Source organism: Geomonas edaphica, from assembly GCF_004917075.1.
Classification (GTDB): Bacteria; Desulfobacterota; Desulfuromonadia; order Geobacterales; family Geobacteraceae; genus Geomonas; species Geomonas edaphica.
Map to the genome: position 1 here is coordinate 241259 of NZ_SSYB01000006.1, position 18202 is coordinate 259460.

The following is an 18202-nucleotide window of genomic DNA, read 5'->3' on the forward strand; positions in this document are numbered from 1 at the left end:
GCCTCACATTGGTGCTTCAGAAGTTGATGCTCGTCGTTAGAAGGCCTTTGTCGGTATTGACTTGGTTGTCCCTCCTATATTTCAATCGAAAAATACAATGCCTGTGGTGTTAGTTTGTGAGGGACCAAACTTAAATAAATTCAATCACTATGGCATTCCCATTCATGTTATTTCCTCAGTTTGTTGTCGCCTGGTATCGGTTTATATGTACACGGAAAGGTGAGTGCAGTGCTAGAAAAAGCACATACTGATACACTATGTTGTCTGTTACACATATTTTTTGTTAATACTGACTCTGAGTATTAGCTACTGTACTAATAAATATGAATACCATATTTGGTATTTTATAGCATAAGTATTGCGTGCAATAAAAGTCAGTATATTACTTAAAGTTGAAGTTAAAAACATTTTTAAATAGTGTTGACATGACAAAATGGTAGTGTAAAATTGACCACTATGTCAGGTGCTATTTTACGAGGTATAGTCTTTTCGGTTGCTGCTGCTGTAGTCTTGAGTGGGGCGACGAGAGGCTAAGCGGGGCTGGTGAGGAACCACTATGGCTGCGAACGCAGGTATTCCAAGGCTTAAGAACGTGTCCCTGCTGCACACCAAGACTAGAAGCGGCGATAACAACTGGATGCTAATTCATGAGGATGGATGGCGGGATCCGTACTTCGACTACTACGCTAAATACCTCATAGATACAAAGAAAAGCAAGTTTAACACTCGTGAGCAATACTGCAGATGCGTTGGGGGCTTTATCGATTATATCGTGGAAGCGGGGAAGTGGTACAGGGAGGGGGGGTGCGGCATCTTAGAAGCCCACGTTTCGGAAATTACAGGAGTTACTTGTGCGGCCGATTTAGCAGGACCAGCGCTCGCAGAATTGATCCGGATTTACCCAAAAGTTTTAGCTGGTGGGGCACGTAGCGGTGACCCTGTTGTGATAGAGCTTTCCAATCGTCTTGGTAGGAGAGTTTACTCACGTCAATCCCAACAAATACATATTGCTGCGATAAACCATTATCTCGCTTTAAGCGAAGGCTTTAACATGCGGGCGCATCAGTCCGGGCTCTCGGAGATTAACGGATTTCCGCTACTGTCAGAAAATAATTTATTTCCCCATATAGGGACGGTAACGGAGCTCTCACGCTTTGAAAGCATAGCCATGTCCTCCCGAACTATGCTTGGCGGAGTTATCGCAGGTGGTGTTAGGCTAAAGCGTCTTGCAGCACTGAAGCCGGAGATTGTGAACGAGTGTAGCGATAATTACGATTACGATAGTGCATTTCCTTTGGAGTCAGCTCCAAGGTTAATCAACCACGGTTTCAATACCTACCGTGACCGAGCTCTCTATTGCCTGCTTATGGCGAGTGGTATCAGGATTAGCGAAGCACTCACATTGACTTGGCACGACATGGACTGCAAAAAACGTAAGATTTATATTAGGGATCCGCGATCGAAAGATCTGATAAATGTCTATTATAACTTTTTTACTCTTGAGGAGCGTAATGCTTTGCCGTGGAAGGGGCGTACGCATCCAGTAACTCTGCTTATCGAACCGTTTGCCTCAGAATTCTGGCGCTTGTTTGAATTGTATGTGATGAACGAGATGCTCCTCACCTCTGCCCATCCATTCGTTTTTCAGGTGCTTAAAGGCGACAGCATCTCCGCACCTTTGATCTTGTCGGATCAATCAAATATTCGAAAAAGTTTTACGTCTGCCTGTATCAAGGCGGGCATAGATTGTTGTTACGGTCCCCACTCGCTGCGCCATATGTACGGCGTTTATTGTCTGAATTATTGGCCTAATGATGATGGTACTTATGGCTTGTCACCAGAAAAGGTGCAGTTCTTGATGGGGCACTCTGACCGCAATTCGACAATGCATTACGCCAAGCCTGATACACAGATATTAGCGGCGGAACAGAAAATTAATGCTGCAATCATGTCTGGTTTTGCCGTGGAGGACCGGGCGAATGTAAGGGTTAAGATACTGTCGCAGATGCTTGAGAGCGCAATGGCTGAAGTTCGCACAATTCAAGGGATGAAATAAATGCTGAATATTAATGCTACGGATAGAGTTATAGTTATCGAACAAAATTCGGTGAAGCTTGATGCAGCAGTTCGCTTGGCATTAGATGAAGCTCGTGAGGTTCTTAGATCGCACTATCTGTTAAAAACTCAGCCTAACGACAGCAGAAAAGGAGCACATTCCCTCTATCACATCTTGTTGCCGCCTGCCAATGTATGTTTTCTCCCCGACTATATCAAACTTCTCGATGATATTTTGTGCCGGCATTGCAGAGAGAGGATTCCTGTGGAGGAAATTAGCGGAGTGGCTTTCGGCTCTCCTGGCAAGATTTCCCGCTGGCGATCGAATACGTCCTTCAAAATCGTTTTCCGTCACGCCTTAAAAGCTGTATTTGTGTCACTGCTAAGGCAACGCGCAGTGCTGCTGCCTCCAAACATAGACCGATATATGCCACTTGGCTGTGAGACAACAAGAGGCTTCAAGTTGATGCCAGATCGTCTTAGAGAAATGGCCGCTGTCTTGTATGCAGGGACGGGGCTAGACTATGGTGTAGACTGGTCACACTGTACTTATAGCTGGAATGGCAAAACGTTGAACGAGTCGGGTATTGAGAATTTCCCGTCAAGGGATACTAAAACTGCACTAGTTCATTTAGCTATGAGTACTCGTTGGGATAGCATTGAAGAAGTTGATCCAATAGATATTGGTGATTTTTTAATTAAATCCAAAAGAAAATTTACAGTGGGTCTTTACTTGACTTATCTTTATTTGAAGTCGTCTAAGGATGAACTTATCAAAGAAAAAGTTTTTGGTTGGGTGGAAAAAATCCCTTCGTTGCGAATTTACACCCTTGAATTCGAACTATATGCAAAAAAAGCCAAGGCTCGGCGTTCAACAGCGAAAATATCCGAGCTAGGTTTGAAAAGAGATGCTTACTTGGCAAGCCGATCTGATGTCGATAGGCGACCGTTTGAAGAACGCATCCTAGAACCTATTATGGAGACTACAAAGGGGGGGGCGGTCGACGCTGTTTCGCTGGCACGATGTCTCGGGCGGATGAGTGGCAGGACGAGGCTTGCGCCAACCAATAATTGGCCTACAAATTCTGTTCTGCCAGAGTGGATTTCCTTCGACTGGGTAAACCAGACTGCTGATTGGCTGGCTGGTTTTAATGTTTATGCAAGAATGATGAATTATGCAAATGTCGAGAGCGAATTTAATGCATTTGTACCCTTCATGCATTATTTAACGGTCTATTTGCCAATATACTTTCATTATAATCCTGACAGCGATGCCACTTATCCCTCAAAAATACAATTGTTGAACGGTTTTCATTTTATATCCCGACCTTTTGATATACATCAGAAATTACCCCTCCCTTTCGTTACTTTCGTTCGTGAATATTACAATGAAGCGTCACAGGAGAGAACCTATACTGCTATCCGAAAGCTCCACCAATTTTTCAAAGTGATTATGGCTCGAAGGGAGTTATTGGCAATACCTGACAGCTTCATTAACCCAGTTTTGGAATGTGATATCCCCTGTAGCGGTGGACGTCCGACCAAAACAACTAAAACAAGACTTCCTAGAAAAGCCTACTGGTTGAGCTTGCTCTACGCTTACAAGGTGTATGACTACGTTGCTGCTATCAACCAAAAGTGTCTTGATAATTCATTGTACGCTGAACTTTACTCTGTTCGATTTCATAATCTTGAAAAGGATGATTTTGGTCTCATAGATATAAGAGATATTTTGGATGATGACGTTGATCGCCGTGTCAAATTCGAAGGCGTAGAGTACGATGTGAATCTTGTTCCTTCATACTTTTTATTTCCAATCGACCTGCCTTTAAAGGGCAAGGGGCACAGGTACATGATTCGGCCCCACGCGATCACTCATCTCATTTGCACTCTGGAAACTGGTATCAGGAATCAGCATATTCAGTGGTTAAGCTGTGATTTTGACAAAAATATTCAGGCTGGGAATATTAACACTGAAGATGTTTATCAACTTTTTGTCTTGACTGATAAATCAAACAGGTCTTGGACTGCGCTAACGTCAGGGCGTGTTATCAAGGTGCTGAGAGAAATGCGCATCTTTCGAAACCTTATTGAGGCGAAGTCTTTTGATGACAAAATCTACTATGAGGGAAGGAATAAGTCCGCGTATCCTTCGTTTAAGGCACTTTTTGCATTCAATATTGAAAATGGGTCGCCTTACAGCGATATTGTCTACGAAGCCGGATTCAGGCACCTATTAGCTGGTGTCCAGCCAGCTTTGAACCACTATTGTGTTGAATTTAATCTTTTCGAAGTTGAAGATGGTGATATTCTTAGGCGGCGAATTAAGCCCAAGCTGTCCCCTCACTCAATGAGGGTGACTGTCGTTAGCGAATACGTCCAATTTTTAAATTCCGAGTATGTTGGTCGCTACCTAACCAATCAAAAGCTTGCTACCGTTTGGTATTACACTAAATTTGATGCGGAAGCCCTCCAGAAGATGCAGGCCGATCAAAGGCGCGGTATCTCTCAGTTCAACAGGCGGAACTCAGAAGTTTCCCTGATAGGTGATGGCGGTACAGCGATTGACGCAACTGACCCCAACTCTGCTCTATCGAAGGCCTTTAAGGAAAATCCCGACCAAGCAATAACTGATTTTGGTGCTGTCTCCTCACATTTCTTTGACCGTGAGACTGGCATCGGCATCGTCACTTCAAACAGTAGAGTAGCTTTAGCTTTTGAACCCACCCACATCTGTCCCTATAACAGGATATGCCCAGCCGATCGCCATAAAGACGGGTTTGCGAACAGATGCAATTTTTGCGACTACGCAATCCGCACTGTCGAGCATCTTCCTGCATTGGGATGTCGGCGTAGAGATTTGATCGAAGAACTCGAACGCATTGAAGGGTACCAAGAGGCTTATGCGGACAAATTGACCCAGGGACAGGATCGAGATCTAGATGAACGAATCTCTGTCATCGCAGAGGACCTCGGCAGTTTAGACCTAGCAGAAAAAATTTTGCACGAGAACCTCCGCAGGCTAAATTGTGGCGAGGAGGCCCATGTAATGGTTTACATGCCGGAGGCTATACTCAAGAATTTGGAGGCTGTACCTTTCCCGGACTCACAAGACGAAGCACGATATTTGTTGGCGAGGCTTGTGGAGACTGAACTAATGCCAGACGACACACGCCACCTACTCAAGATGAAGCTTTTGAATCTGAGCTATGACATTAGGGCTAATACAGGAAACATCCGTCAGATTTTGAAAAGAGGGGGCAAAATTAGCCACATTGAGGCAAACGTCTTCTCGCTTGTCAACAGTCTGAAAACCGCATATGGGCTGACCTTGGACCAAATTGCCGAGATTGCTACCCGCGATGTAGGAGAGATGGTTCAGTTGGACCATCAAACAACTACTGCGCTTGCGCTTGACGAAGTTTCTGCTTCGTCTGTGTTTCCAAGTTGAGGCTAGGGTAAAATGGCCAGCAGAAAAAAGAGCAATCTTAGGCCGTCGCAGGACGCAAAAGAGGCACGTAGGCTCAAGCTAATCAGGGAAGCCCTTGTGGTACTACATTATGAGAAGGCAACGTATCCTGATATCACCGCTTTAGCAAAACGAGTGGCAGACTTGGTTACCCTCCAAGAGATGACAAATTCCACCATCAAAAAACCCGGGATCAGCTATACCACGCTTTTGCGCAATACTCCCAGTGGCACACCTGGACCATACAGGCTACAGCTTGATATGTTCCAAGCCGGCCAATTCAATCCAACTGGGAACAAACAACTAACGGTTAAGGAGGTTGAAACTTATATCAGCCAGTTCCCAGCTCTGCGCGCCTATATCGCTGCCAAGGAGTTGGAGATCGGTAATTTAAAGAGTACCATCGAAGAGAATTTGGTCATGACCAAGCGGTTGAAGCAACACCTCCAAGTCGAGAACAAAAGCACTGCACTGATTCCTATTGAGACCCAGGCAAAGCTTGAAGAACTACAGCATGTCGAACGAGACCTCGCACTCACCTGTACGTGGATTGAGAGGTTCCTAAGGGAGTTGCAATGGGTGGAAATAGACGAAAATGACGAAGTCGTACGAAACAAAGCAAAGCGTGGCTCACCTATAGTCGCAGATAAAAGCTTATTCGGTCCCTTTTTCAGAGCACTGAAAATGCGTCATCAAGGTGGGGGGCTGAATGAAGAGTAGTACGGAAACGAAGCTAAAAGGGGCGCAGGCGTCACCGGAGAATAAAAAGCGTTATGCCGCGGAAGTCGCTAAGATGGAAGCCCTAGGAGAGAAGTTCACCACCAATCAATTCGGCAAAGTCAGTGTTGGAGCCTTTGCCTCTCGGTGTGAATTTTCCAGATCCGTGCTCGAAAACGGCGCATTGGCAGGCCAGTTCACCGCTGATGTTGCTCGTATTGGCCTTGCTACCGTCGATAACTTGTCTCGGCTCCGTAAGAAAACTGATGACAAACAAAAAATAGCGAACGATCTTCAGAAACAGCTAAATCTGAAAACGGCAGAGGTTGAGGTCCTCAGGAAAAAAGTAGAAGAACTCACGAAGAGAGTGCGAGAACTCCAACTTCGAGATACGGATTCTATCCGATCTCTCGAGCATATGCTGGCTACTGGTGAGAGGTTTTTCCTTTGATCCAGAACGTGGCAAAAACGATTCGGGTTGAGAAGGTATATCCTGGGCCTTACGGCGGTGCCATAATCGTCGGTGTGCCGGCAGGTGAGAATGAGGAGGTGCGGTGCAAAGTCAGTTCTCGTATCGTCACACGACTTCCCTGTTGCGGCGAGTTCTGGCTGGTTGAAGGCACCATGGTCTCTACCCAGAGATATGGCATGCAACTCATAGCTAGCTCTTGTAGGCCGACTGACGTTCCGAGTCCTTCCTACGTGAGTTCGCTACTAGTAAAGCATCCTGTGTTCAGAGGCTTTGCTTTAGGTCCCAAAAAAGTCGGTGATTTACTCCGGGAGTTTGGCGATGAGGTTTTGGTCGGGATTTTGGACATCGGGAACATTGACGCCCTGACAGGAGCCATTGCCCTCCCGGTCGCCGTGGGACTGGTGAATGCGTGGCAAACACTACGAAATGAAAATGCCGCGATCAGCTTTTTCATCGACCACAAATTTTCTCCTGAATTAGCCAGGAAGGTTCTGTCCCTTTGCCACGACGGCACAGTAGAACGGCTAATGAGCAATCCTTATGCCCTTGTCTGCTTTGGCGGGGTAACCAGGAACATCTGGCAGACAATGGAAAAATGTTCGGAAAAGCTAGGCTTCTCTCCAGATTTTCATGGCCGTTTGGTCGGTGGCATCGAGCACGTCCTCTATGAGCACCTTCGAGTTGGGAACACCGCGATTGGTAAAGCGGCGCTGCTGAGTAAAGCTGAGGAACTATTAGGGGCAGGCAAACGGGCTGAGGAGGGCCTCAGGCTCTCTTTGGAGCGAAAGGCTGTCTGCGTCTACCCTCAGCAACCGGAACCACTTTTTCAACTAGTCGGTATCGGAATAATCGAGCAGACACTTGAGCGGCGAATCGATGCCCTCGTGGCTGCCCCTCTACAGTTGTCGTTGTTCGGCAGCGGTGAAATCCGAATCAAAAGTCTCGTCGATTCTTACGATAACAGAGCCAGGGCTGCCGGCGGACCCGGAATGAACCTCGAGCAGAAAAATGCCGTTGTAATGGCTCTGACTACCCGCTGCTCTGTCATAACCGGATACGGTGGTACTGGAAAGACTACAGTCTTGAAAGTTATCGCTGATATCGCTGGAATCCTCGACCGCAAGGTCTACATGCTTGCCCTGACTGGGAAGGCGAAGGAAAGGCTTAGGCAGGCCACCGGTTACAAATCCTTTACCATCCATGCCTTCATCGGCGCAGTCAAAAAGGGCACCGACGAACTGTGCCTAGACAATAATCCGCTTATTATCATCGATGAGTGCTCGATGGTCGACACCGCGCTTTTTAACACCCTTCTTGAGCTATTTGAAGGCAGGACGTACAGCCTTTTGACCGTTGGTGACACCGACCAGATCAGCCCCGTTGGATTCGGACTCGTTTGGCACCGGATGGCAGATTTGAATTTCATCCCACGGACCAATCTGACCCAAGTATACCGTCAGCGGTCATCGCTGAATGACATCGCAATGAAAGTTCGCTCCAAGGATCAGGAGGTTCTGAAGAGCGTTGCTGATGCTATCCCTGAGTGGAATGGGGAAGCTGAGGGCGTTTATTTTGTGTTAGCAGTCGCGTCAACCTTGCGCCACACCTTGTTCAATCTCAAATCCAGTGTAGACGGCATTCTCCGCGAACGACTCAGGACGCAGATCCAGAGAACCCTTGAGAAGGAGAACTCATCCCTACCCCACCTGCTGCAGGTTGCGGTGGAGGCCAAGTTGAAAGCTGCCGATGATGCAGGTGAAATACCCAAGGCCATAATCCTGACGCCCCATATGTCGCGACGCATGTTGGATTCCGGGGATAAGATCAACCGGCACCTTCAAGCCTGTCTGACGCCCCGCGCTCACAGCATTCAGTTAGGCGACAGGAAACTTCGTGTGGGGGATCCTGTGGTTGTAATGGATAACTCCTATGCATTGGGGCTTTTTAACGGGATGACTGGCATCCTCCTTGCGGTTTCAGCCCGTCACGGGCAGACGACAGGTCATTTTCAGTTCGATGGAAAAAAGGAGCCTGTCTGCCTTTCACTCGACGAGATGCTTGATGTTGGTATCCAAGTCGGTTACGCGATCTCAATTCACAAGTCACAGGGGAGCGAGTATGAAGCTGTCCTTATGACTTGCGTCCAAAGCAGTCCGATGCTGGATAGAAGCCTCATCTACACTGCTTTGACTAGATCTAAACGGTTGTGTTTGATCGTAGGGAGCCGTGAGGTATTCAAGACGGCTGTCACAAAGCCCAGCAGAGCAGAATCACTCCAAGTCGGATTTTACCTGGGGCAGTTGAATCAGATGGTGCATAAGGCAGGGATTGGAGGCTAATATGAAAAAAGGGGACGACCAATGAGAGGAAATACCAAAAAGGATATTGAGGTCATCACCAGGCGCGGTGAGAATCGCCTCAACAAGGTGCACGCGGCTATGAAGTATCAAATCGTCACGGATCTTCCGCCCCATGATGTCTCCTTCTATTTAAGTCGGAGCAGCAAACTGATGGCCCAATATTATCTAGAGTTTGGGGCAAAGGATTGACGTCGTAGAGGTCCATGTCATGAAGTGAGGTGCGAAGCAGCCCTCGTTGGGTTTTTTACACTATATGTCTGAATGGCAAAAACGGCAGATCCGGGAGTGCAACTGATCTGGGATCATTTGCCACCGGCTGCCGTCTTTTTAGTGGTGCGGACATCGAGACTCGAACTCGAACAGGTCACCCCGCCAGATCCTAAGTCTGGTGCGTCTACCAATTCCGCCATGTCCGCGAAGAATGAATCTGTACTTATACCTAACTAACGCCAATTTTACAACATTTTTAGCAGCTAGAGACCCGTCCCAAATTTTGGGCTGACAATTCGACTTTCCCCCCCCTCTGGAGAATCTTGAAATTGATTAATTTTTTTGCTACTGTCCACGAGGTCAGCCAATCCCGTCGTCCTCTACGAGGGTGCGAATGAAAAAGACTTTGTCCGAACGCGACATATGCACCCAGTACATTACCCCTGCCATCATCAAAGCAGGATGGGATCTGCATCGCCAGGTACGGGAAGAGGTAACGTTCACTGCCGGGAAAATCATCGTTCGCGGGAAGCTGCACACGCGGGGAAAGTCCAAGCGCGCAGACTACCTCCTCTACTACAAGCCGAACCTCCCCATCGCCGTCATCGAAGCCAAAGACAACAACCACACCATCAGCGATGGCATGCAGCAGGCTTTGGGCTACGCCGAGACGCTGGCGATTCCGTTCGTGTTCAGCTCCAACGGCGACGCTTTCATGTTTCACGACCGGAGTGTCACCGAGGGGGTGAAGGAGCGGGAGATTCCACTTGATGCCTTTCCTTCGCCCGAAGAGTTGTGGTCGCGGTATCTGGCGTGGAAGGGTATCCCACCGGAACAAGAGACGGTTGTTACGCAGGATTATTACGTTGAGCCGGGATGGAAGTCTCCTCGCTACTATCAGCTTAACGCCGTCAATAAGACGATAGAGGCTGTGGCCCTCGGCCAAAATCGGATTCTCCTCGTCATGGCGACTGGCACCGGCAAGACCTTCACCGCTTTCCAGATAATCTGGCGGCTGTGGAAGTCCCGTCAGAAAAAGCGCATCCTCTACCTCGCCGACCGCAACATCCTCATCGACCAGACGATGACGAACGACTTCAAGCCGTTCGGCTCCGTCATGACGAAGATCCGCAACCGCGCCGTCGACAAGTCCTATGAGGTCTATCTCGCCCTCTACCAGGGAATTTCGGGCACCGAGGAGTTCAAGAACATCTACCGGTCGTTCTCACCGGATTTCTTCGATCTCGTGGTCATCGACGAATGTCACCGCGGCAGCGCCGCCGAGAATTCCGCGTGGCGGGAGATTCTGGATTACTTCGGGAACGCCACCCACATCGGTATGACCGCCACGCCGAAGGAAACCCGGTTCGTGTCGAACCTGCACTACTTCGGCGAGCCGGTTTACACCTATTCCCTCAAGCAGGGGATTGAGGACGGCTTCCTTGCCCCGTACAAGGTCGTCAGACTTGACTTGGACAAGGACGCAGGGTGGCGGCCGACCGCAGGGAAGACGGACAAAAACGGCAATGAGATTCCCGACCGTATCTACAACCAGCGGGACTATGATCGGCAGATGGTACTGGAGAAGCGGACCGAGTGCGTCGCGAAGAAGGTGACGGAGTACCTGAAGAAGACGAATCGCTTCGACAAGACCATCGTTTTCTGTGAAGATATCGACCACGCGGAGCGGATGCGGGTGGCGCTGGTGAACGAAAACGCCGACCTCGTCGCCAAGAGCAGCAAGTACATCATGAGAATCACCGGGGACAACGAAGAAGGCAAGATGGAGCTGGACAACTTCATCAACCCGGAAAGTGTCTACCCGGTCATCGCGACCACCTCTAAGCTCATGACCACCGGCGTCGACGCCCAGACCTGCAAGCTCATCGTCCTGGATAAGTCGGTCAACTCGATGATCGAGTTCAAGCAGATTATCGGGCGCGGCACCCGTATCAACGAGGACTTCGACAAGTTCTGGTTCACCATCATGGACTTCCGGAAGGCGACCGAACTCTTCGCCGACCCAGCGTTCGACGGCGAGCCGGTGCAGATCTACGAGCCGGGGCCTGACGAGACGCCGGTACCGCCGGAGGAGCCTGGCGAAGCGGAGCCGAGGGAAGAGAGGATGGGGCAGGGGCCTTTGGGACCTGGCCTTGGACTGGAGCCGCCCGAGCCTGGCCAACCTCGAACCAAGTATTACGTCAACGATGTCCCCGTATTCGTCGTCAACGAGCGGGTGCAGTACTACGGGCCGGACGGCAAGCTCATCACCGAGTCGCTGAAGGATTTCACCAAACGGAGCATCCTTCGGGACTTCGCCTCTTTGGATGATTTCCTTCGCACTTGGAGCACCGCGCAGAAGAAACAGGTGGTCATCGAGGAGTTGCAGGAGAAAGGGATATTCTTCGATGCCTTGGCAGACGAGGTCGGCAAGGACCTGGATCCCTTCGACCTCGTCTGCCACGTGGCGTTCGGCCAGAAGCCGCTGACCCGCCAGGAAAGGGCGAATTCCGTGCGCAAGCGCGACTACTTCACCCGGCATGGCGAGGCCGCCCGCGCCGTTCTGGAAGCTCTCCTCGACAAATACGCGGATGACGGCATTCAAAACATGGAGCGGATGGACGTCCTCAAAGTAACCCCCTTCGACCGCTTTGGCTCGCCGATAGAAATCATCAAGCTTTTCGGCGGCAAGGACAAGTATGCCGCTGCAGTACAGGAACTGGAAAACTACCTCTACGCCTCGCCGTAGTCCCCCCTCCCAGGAGAACCCATGTCTATCAGCACGACCATCAAGTCCATTCAGGACATTATGCGCCAGGATACCGGCGTCGACGGCGATGCCCAGCGCATCTCCCAGCTCGTCTGGATGCTCTTCCTTAAGATCTTCGACGACAAGGAGCAGGAGTACGAACTGCTTGACGACGATTACACCTCCCCGATTCCCGAGCGCCTGCGGTGGCGCTCCTGGGCGACCGACCAGGAGGGGATGACCGGCGATGAGCTGCTGGACTTCATCAACAACGACCTCTTCAAAACGCTGAAGGACCTCTCCTTCGGACCCGGCGACGACGCTAGGGGGTTTATCGTAAAGGAGGTGTTCGAGGACGCCTACAACTACATGAAGTCGGGCACCCTGATCCGGCAGGTGGTCAACAAAATTAACGCCATCGACTTCAATGTTACCTCAGAGCGGCACCTCTTCGGCGACATCTACGAGCAGATTCTGAAGGATCTCCAGAGCGCCGGTAACGCCGGGGAATACTACACGCCCCGCGCCGTCACCCAGTTCATGGTCGACATGGTGAATCCCCGGCTGGGGGAGAAGGTTCTCGATCCTGCCTGCGGCACCGGAGGCTTTCTTGTCTGCGCCATCGAAAACATCCGTAAAAACGGGGTGAAGACGGTCGAGGATAACGCCGTCCTGCAGCAGACCATTTTCGGCGTCGAGAAGAAGCCGCTGCCGCACCTTCTCTGCGTCACCAACATGCTCCTGCACGGTATCGAGGTGCCGTCCACCATCCGGCGGGACAACACGCTGGCGCGCCCCCTGCGCGACTACACGCCCAGGGACCGGGTCGATGTCGTAATCACCAACCCTCCATTCGGCGGCGTCGAGGAGGACGGCATCCAGTCAAACTTCCCGGCGTCGTTCCGCACCAAGGAGACGGCCGACCTCTTCCTGATACTCATCTTGACCCTGCTGAAGCCGCACGGTCGGGGGGGGGTTGTTCTGCCGGACGGCACCCTTTTCGGCGAAGGCGTGAAGACACGCATCAAGGAGAAGCTGCTGGAGGAGTGCAACCTGCACACCATCGTCCGGCTCCCCAACGGCGTCTTCAACCCTTACACCGGCATCAAGACGAACCTGCTCTTTTTCACCAAGGGAGAGCCGACCAAAGAGGTCTGGTACTACGAACACCCGTATCCGGCGGGGTACAAGTCTTACTCCAAGACCAAGCCGATTCGCATCGACGAATTTGCCGCCGAGAAGGCATGGTGGGAGAGCCGGGAGGAGAGCGAGCTTGCCTGGCGGGTGTCCATTGAGGACATCAAGGCCAACAACTACAACCTGGACGTCAAGAACCCGAACAAGGCCGACCAGGATCACGGCGACCCGGTTGAGCTGCTTGCGAAGTACAAGAAGCTTCTCGCCGAGGCGGCGGAGACACGGGAGGCTCTGAAGAACGAACTGATGGCGGCCCTTGAGCGGGGTCAGAAATGACCCCTCAGCAATTTTTCGACAACTTCGGCCACCTTGCCGACGCCCCGAATGGCATTAAAAAGCTACGGGAGCTGATACTGCAGCTCGCGGTGCGGGGGAAGCTCGTTCCCCAGGACCCGGCCGACGAACCGGCGGCGAAGCTCCTGGAGCGGATTCGGGCGGAGAAGGCCCGGCTGGCATCGGAAAAACGAGCTAGAAACGCTGAACTGCTGTCGTCAGTGCCAGTTGATTGCGGGCCGTATGACCTGCCAAATGGTTGGGAATGGGTCTCAATTGGGGAAGTTGCGATTATCCAGGGTGGAAAGCGTCTTCCGGCTGGAGCGACATTTTCCGAGCAGCCGACGAGCCACATTTACATTCAAGTTACAAACATGAAGAACGGTACTATACTAGCTCAGAACCTTAAATATGTAAGTGATGCAGTTTTTGATGAAATTCGCAGATACACCATAAATAAACAAGATTTATACATTACTATAGCTGGAACTATCGCTCAGCCTGGTGAAGTGCCTGAAATGTTTGATGGTATGAATTTGACCGAAAATGCCGCTAAACTCGTTTTTCGCAGCATCAATAAGAGGTTTTTTCTGACAGCTCTACAATCGGAGCCGATGCAGTCTCAGTTCAGGGAAAAAACAAATCAGCTCGCCCAGCCTAAGCTTGCCCTAAAGAGAATCGCTGATGCACTAGTTCCTCTGCCCCCTCTTGCCGAGCAGGGACGCATTGTTGCCAAAATCAACCAGCTCATGGCCCTCTGCGATGAGTTGGAGGCTCGGCAGCAGAAGAGCCAGAAGAAGCTCCTCCGCTTGAACAACGCCGTCCTCGACCGGCTCACTAGCGCCTCCGGCTCGGACGATTATGACGCAGCACGGCGGCTTGTCCGCGATAGCTTCGACCTCCTCTACACCACCACAGAAACCATCGGGAAGCTTCGCCAGGCTATCCTGCAGCTCGCGGTCCAGGGCAAGCTGGTGCAGCAGGACCCGACCGCTGAACCGGCGACAAAACTCTTGGAGCGGATACGGGTGGAGAAGGCCCGGTTGGTGAAAGAGAAGAAGATTCGAAATGCAGAGCAATTGACGCCTGTTGCACCTGAGAGCGCCCCATATAAGGTACCGCATAGCTGGGAGTGGGTAAGGCTAGGCGAACTGCGAGAGATAGTGGAATACGGGACATCACAGAAGGCTCATGATGTTCCGCGTGGGGTCCCGATCCTTCGGATGAACAACATCGTAGGGGGAGGCGTTCTTCTGTCAAACCTAAAGTACGTCGAGAGCACAATTGACGAGCTTCCAAAGCTGTACCTCCGAGAAAACGACCTTCTCTTTAATCGTACCAACAGCTATGAACTTGTCGGGAAGACAGGCATTTTTAAGGGGGAAAGCGACAAGTTTACCTTCGCATCGTACCTGATTCGGGTCCGCCTCCTAAATTTGATAAATCCACAATATGTGAATCTTGTTATGAACTCGCCTTTCTTTAGGAGTACACAGATTGAGCCTGAGGTGACCCAGCAGTGCGGCCAAGCGAATTTCAACGGAACAAAATTGATTAACACACTCATTCCGCTGCCACCCGTCCTTGAGCAACAGCATATAGTCGAGAAAGTCGACCATCTGATGGCCCTGTGTGATACGCTTGAGGCCCAGTTGAATACCGCGAAGGTGACGGCGGAAAGTTTGACTGCGGCGGCTGGACAGGGCGTTTTGGCTGCATGACCACAGGAGGGCTAGTATAATGCCGATTGAACTGGGGATTTGGCGGTTGGGAGCAACGCCTCAAAAAGTTGTTTTCTCTTCGATTGATTCTGAGGCTCGGTTAGAGCAAACGCTGTGCAAGGACATTTCCATTCTCTCTCCATCGCTGATGTTGATTGGACAGCAGGTCCCGACCGCGTATGGGACCTTCATCGATATGCTTGCGATGGATAGGGATGGGAATCTCACCGTAATTGAATTAAAGAGGAACAAGACCCCAAGGGAGGTTACGGCACAGGCTTTGGACTATGCCTCCTGGGTCAAGAATCTTTCTTACACTGACATCGCCACTATCTTTGCTGACAAAAACAATGGAAAAGCATTAGAAGTGGCATTCGCCGAGAAATTTAGCACGCCCCCTCCTGAGAAAGTGAATGAGCGGCATACCCTTGTAGTAGTGGCAAGCGAACTGGATGCGGCGACGGAACGAATCATCAACTACCTTTGTACAAATTACGGAGTGCCTATAAATGCCGTATTTTTTAGGTATTTCAAAGATGGAGATAGCGAGTTCCTGACAAGGACATGGCTGCTTGATCCCCATGCCGCCGAGGAGAATATCCTACCGCCACATGGAACTGAGACCTGGAACGGTCGTGACTGCTATGTATCGTTTGGTGAGGGTGAGCACCGGAACTGGGAGGATGCGTGTAGGTACGGATTCATTTCTGGTGGGCAAGGACGCTGGTATAGTCAGTCGCTGAATCTGCTGGCTCCAGGTATGCGCGTCTTCGCCTGCATCCCTGGCTCGGGATATGTCGGATATGGTGTCGTGACTGAAACCATGGTTCCTGTGACCAATTTCACTGTCAGTATCAATGGACAGGAAATGCAGATTCTGAACGCTCCCCTAGTCGCACCGAATATGGCCGACAACTCCAGCAACTCCGACCTGTGCGAGTATCTGGTGAGGGTTGAGTGGAAGCAGGTTAAGCCGAGGAATAACGCTTACTGGGAGCAAGGGATGTTTGCCAACCAGAACACCGCATGCCGGTTACGGAACCGTTTCACTCTGGAGAAGCTATATCAGTATTTCAAGCTGGAGGATTAATTCTGATTGGCTGAGATCCCTGGATTTAAAGGGGACGGGCTCAAGAGGGCAGATGTGACATCTGCCGCCGAGCTCGGTCCCCAGACACAGGCTTTCTTCCCTTGCGGCTTATTCTTCTTGCTCCCCTGGCACATCCGGCTTTTCTGGGGCAGCCCCTCTATATTCGCTGGATACATCCTTCCACTTAACACCTTGAGCGTAGCCCCAGTGGTTCCAGACATAATCGGCATCTGAATCAAACCTAGCTGGGCCAATGAGACGATAAATCCTGCCGGATTTAGTGACTCCTTGACACCTTTCTCTATCGTAGGATTGTATGGCAGTGCTCACCCGCCCTTCACGGTCCTCGAAATTGTATCCAAGAAAATGCCGCTCGCCGCGTTCAGTTTCGCGCACACTCCAACGGACCAGAGTAACCATCGGCTGATCCGATACCGCTGGTGTCGACCAAATTCCTCCACTCTTCATCGCTTTGAGGATTTCGGATAATTCAAAACTATAATCTTTAGGGTCGTTCATAATGGTGATTCCCTCCTTATACTATCATTATAGGTCATAGAACTTGATTTAGGTCTAGGAATAAGAGCCTCTCTAGATATCTTTGTACTGTCTTACGCAACTTTATTGCTCCAAGTTCGAAATTAGCATTCTCTCCGCTTTTGTTATCTGTCAGGTCAGCTTCCAGGATTATTGCTTGCTCAAACGCTGGGCTCAGCAATCCCGCAAATTTAGGATCAACAATTTTTTGGATGTCCTTACTTTTACCAATTCTTGTTTTAACCCATGTGTCTACTACCAACAAAGCATAAGCTATAAATATGTGGTCAGGCGTTGTTCTAACTTGCATCTCCCACTCGTTAACGCGAGAGCCAGGGATGACGTTTTCTCCTGTTTTATATAGATATGGTGTGAGAGACAGCCCCATCTGTTTCTGGCTCAGTCTTAATGCATGCCGTATATATCGAATGTCGATCGGGGTGATATTGAATTTGTTTATATCTCTCATGTTTCACCCCAATTACAGCCAATCACACGCCAAAGCTCCATCAGGTCTTTTGCCTTAATTTCATATTCCTCAGTGATCAACTGCCGCCCCACCTGGAACTCTAGACTAGTCATCAGTTTCTGTGCATGCTTTAAGCGAGCATGCAATTCCAGATGCAAAAAGACTGGAATACACAATAAATTCTCAGCATTGTTGTTGCTTGGATCAAGGTCTCGGTGGTGGATACAACAGTTTTGAGGTACCTCTTTTTTGTAGAGCCTCTCCCAGACTAGGATATGCTCCATTTTTGACCTTAGTTTTCTTGCCTCTCGGTCAAAGTACTGCCGGAAGAAATATCCCTTTGGACTCCTATATTTCTTCGCAGAGTCCCACACTTGATCGTATGACGGTTTTAAGCATGAACGGTCTGCGTCTTTCGGCCGCATCCCAGCACAAATGCCACTTCTGTGCAGATCGTTACAACACGACTCCTTGGCGAATGCTATGCCGACAGATTGTTGCATTTACCCCTCCAAGCTGGCTCGTTTGTGCTCTGCACCCCTCATACCCCCCGCCCGCAATCCGTACAAGTTCCGTCTTTATTAAGATAATCAACTAGCATTAAGCACTTGGTGCACCGTCTCCGTCGATCCGGTAGTGGCAATTCGACGATTTGATTCGTCTGGGTGTCGAACAAGTAGACATTTTCCCTGTTGCTTTCTGTGTTAAGGGCTACGTATTTCTCGGCCACCTCCGGACTCTGCAGTGAGGTGTTGTCAGCGATGGTGTAAAAATACCCCCCTGTGGTAATTGAAAAGTACCCCCCTTACATCAGAGGGAGGGGAAAATGATTCACCCAGGAGAGCTTCAGGCGCAAGATGCCCTTCAGCAGACTGTCATGCTG

The 18202-nt window shown here is 50.2% G+C and carries 12 protein-coding genes and 1 tRNA gene; 9 read left to right on the top strand and 4 right to left on the bottom strand.

What is annotated here, in order from left to right; translation table 11 throughout:
• The first annotated feature begins 556 nt into the window (after positions 1 to 556).
• The 5 genes from E8K79_RS19515 to E8K79_RS19535 are packed head-to-tail and all read left to right on the top strand — an operon-like array spanning position 557 to position 9052.
• Entirely contained in the window at positions 557 to 2056 is a 1500-nt protein-coding gene (locus E8K79_RS19515) for a tyrosine-type recombinase/integrase (protein ID WP_136516216.1), read from the top strand.
• The gene (locus tag E8K79_RS19520) at positions 2057 to 5506 is read left to right on the top strand and encodes a hypothetical protein (protein WP_136516217.1); all 3450 of its coding nucleotides are present in this window, start codon (positions 2057 to 2059) and stop codon (positions 5504 to 5506) included.
• Positions 5507 to 5518: 12 nt separating this feature from the next.
• Positions 5519 to 6244 carry a hypothetical protein gene (locus tag E8K79_RS19525; RefSeq protein WP_136516218.1) on the top strand — a complete coding sequence of 242 codons (726 nt, stop codon included), beginning with the start codon at positions 5519 to 5521 and terminating at the stop codon, positions 6242 to 6244.
• Positions 6234 to 6692, top strand: coding sequence for a hypothetical protein (locus tag E8K79_RS19530; RefSeq protein WP_136516219.1), 459 nt, complete (start codon positions 6234 to 6236; stop codon positions 6690 to 6692). The genes E8K79_RS19525 and E8K79_RS19530 overlap by 11 nt, the downstream gene beginning before the upstream one ends.
• Complete coding sequence (locus E8K79_RS19535; protein WP_162604729.1) at positions 6689 to 9052, top strand: AAA family ATPase; 2364 nt, start codon at positions 6689 to 6691, stop codon at positions 9050 to 9052. The genes E8K79_RS19530 and E8K79_RS19535 overlap by 4 nt, the downstream gene beginning before the upstream one ends.
• Before the next feature lie 352 nt (positions 9053 to 9404).
• Here E8K79_RS19535 and E8K79_RS19545 read toward each other — a convergent pair.
• Positions 9405 to 9489 (bottom strand) — tRNA-Leu (locus E8K79_RS19545).
• A gap of 188 nt (positions 9490 to 9677) precedes the next feature.
• Here E8K79_RS19545 and hsdR point away from each other — a divergent pair.
• Genes hsdR through E8K79_RS19565 form a run of 4 tightly spaced genes read left to right on the top strand, consistent with a single transcriptional unit; the run spans position 9678 to position 16313 of the window.
• Positions 9678 to 12032, top strand: a complete 2355-nt coding sequence (gene hsdR, locus E8K79_RS19550; protein ID WP_136516222.1) for an EcoAI/FtnUII family type I restriction enzme subunit R — start codon at positions 9678 to 9680, stop codon at positions 12030 to 12032.
• Between the two features lie 21 nt (positions 12033 to 12053).
• Positions 12054 to 13505 (top strand): type I restriction-modification system subunit M, encoded by a 1452-nt coding sequence (locus E8K79_RS19555; protein WP_136516223.1) that lies wholly within the window; start codon positions 12054 to 12056, stop codon positions 13503 to 13505.
• Positions 13502 to 15223 (top strand): restriction endonuclease subunit S, encoded by a 1722-nt coding sequence (locus E8K79_RS19560; RefSeq protein ID WP_136516224.1) that lies wholly within the window; start codon positions 13502 to 13504, stop codon positions 15221 to 15223. Before E8K79_RS19555 ends, E8K79_RS19560 begins: the two co-directional genes overlap by 4 nt.
• Positions 15224 to 15242: 19 nt before the next feature.
• Positions 15243 to 16313: a PDDEXK family nuclease gene (locus tag E8K79_RS19565; protein WP_198419851.1), complete on the top strand. Its 1071-nt coding sequence runs from the start codon at positions 15243 to 15245 to the stop codon at positions 16311 to 16313.
• 108 nt (positions 16314 to 16421) lie between these two features.
• Here the strand turns inward: E8K79_RS19565 and E8K79_RS19570 are convergent, their stop codons facing one another.
• From E8K79_RS19570 to E8K79_RS19580, 3 genes are read right to left on the bottom strand one after another with little or no spacing between them, the layout of a single operon-like run.
• Complete coding sequence (locus tag E8K79_RS19570) at positions 16422 to 16832, bottom strand: hypothetical protein (RefSeq protein WP_198419852.1); 411 nt, start codon at positions 16830 to 16832, stop codon at positions 16422 to 16424.
• Positions 16833 to 16866: 34 nt separating this feature from the next.
• Positions 16867 to 17319: a hypothetical protein gene (locus E8K79_RS19575; RefSeq protein WP_136516225.1), complete on the bottom strand. Its 453-nt coding sequence runs from the start codon at positions 17317 to 17319 to the stop codon at positions 16867 to 16869.
• Positions 17316 to 17822 carry an HNH endonuclease gene (locus tag E8K79_RS19580; protein WP_136516226.1) on the bottom strand — a complete coding sequence of 169 codons (507 nt, stop codon included), beginning with the start codon at positions 17820 to 17822 and terminating at the stop codon, positions 17316 to 17318. The genes E8K79_RS19575 and E8K79_RS19580 overlap by 4 nt, the downstream gene beginning before the upstream one ends.
• Between the last annotated feature and the right edge of the window lie 380 nt (positions 17823 to 18202).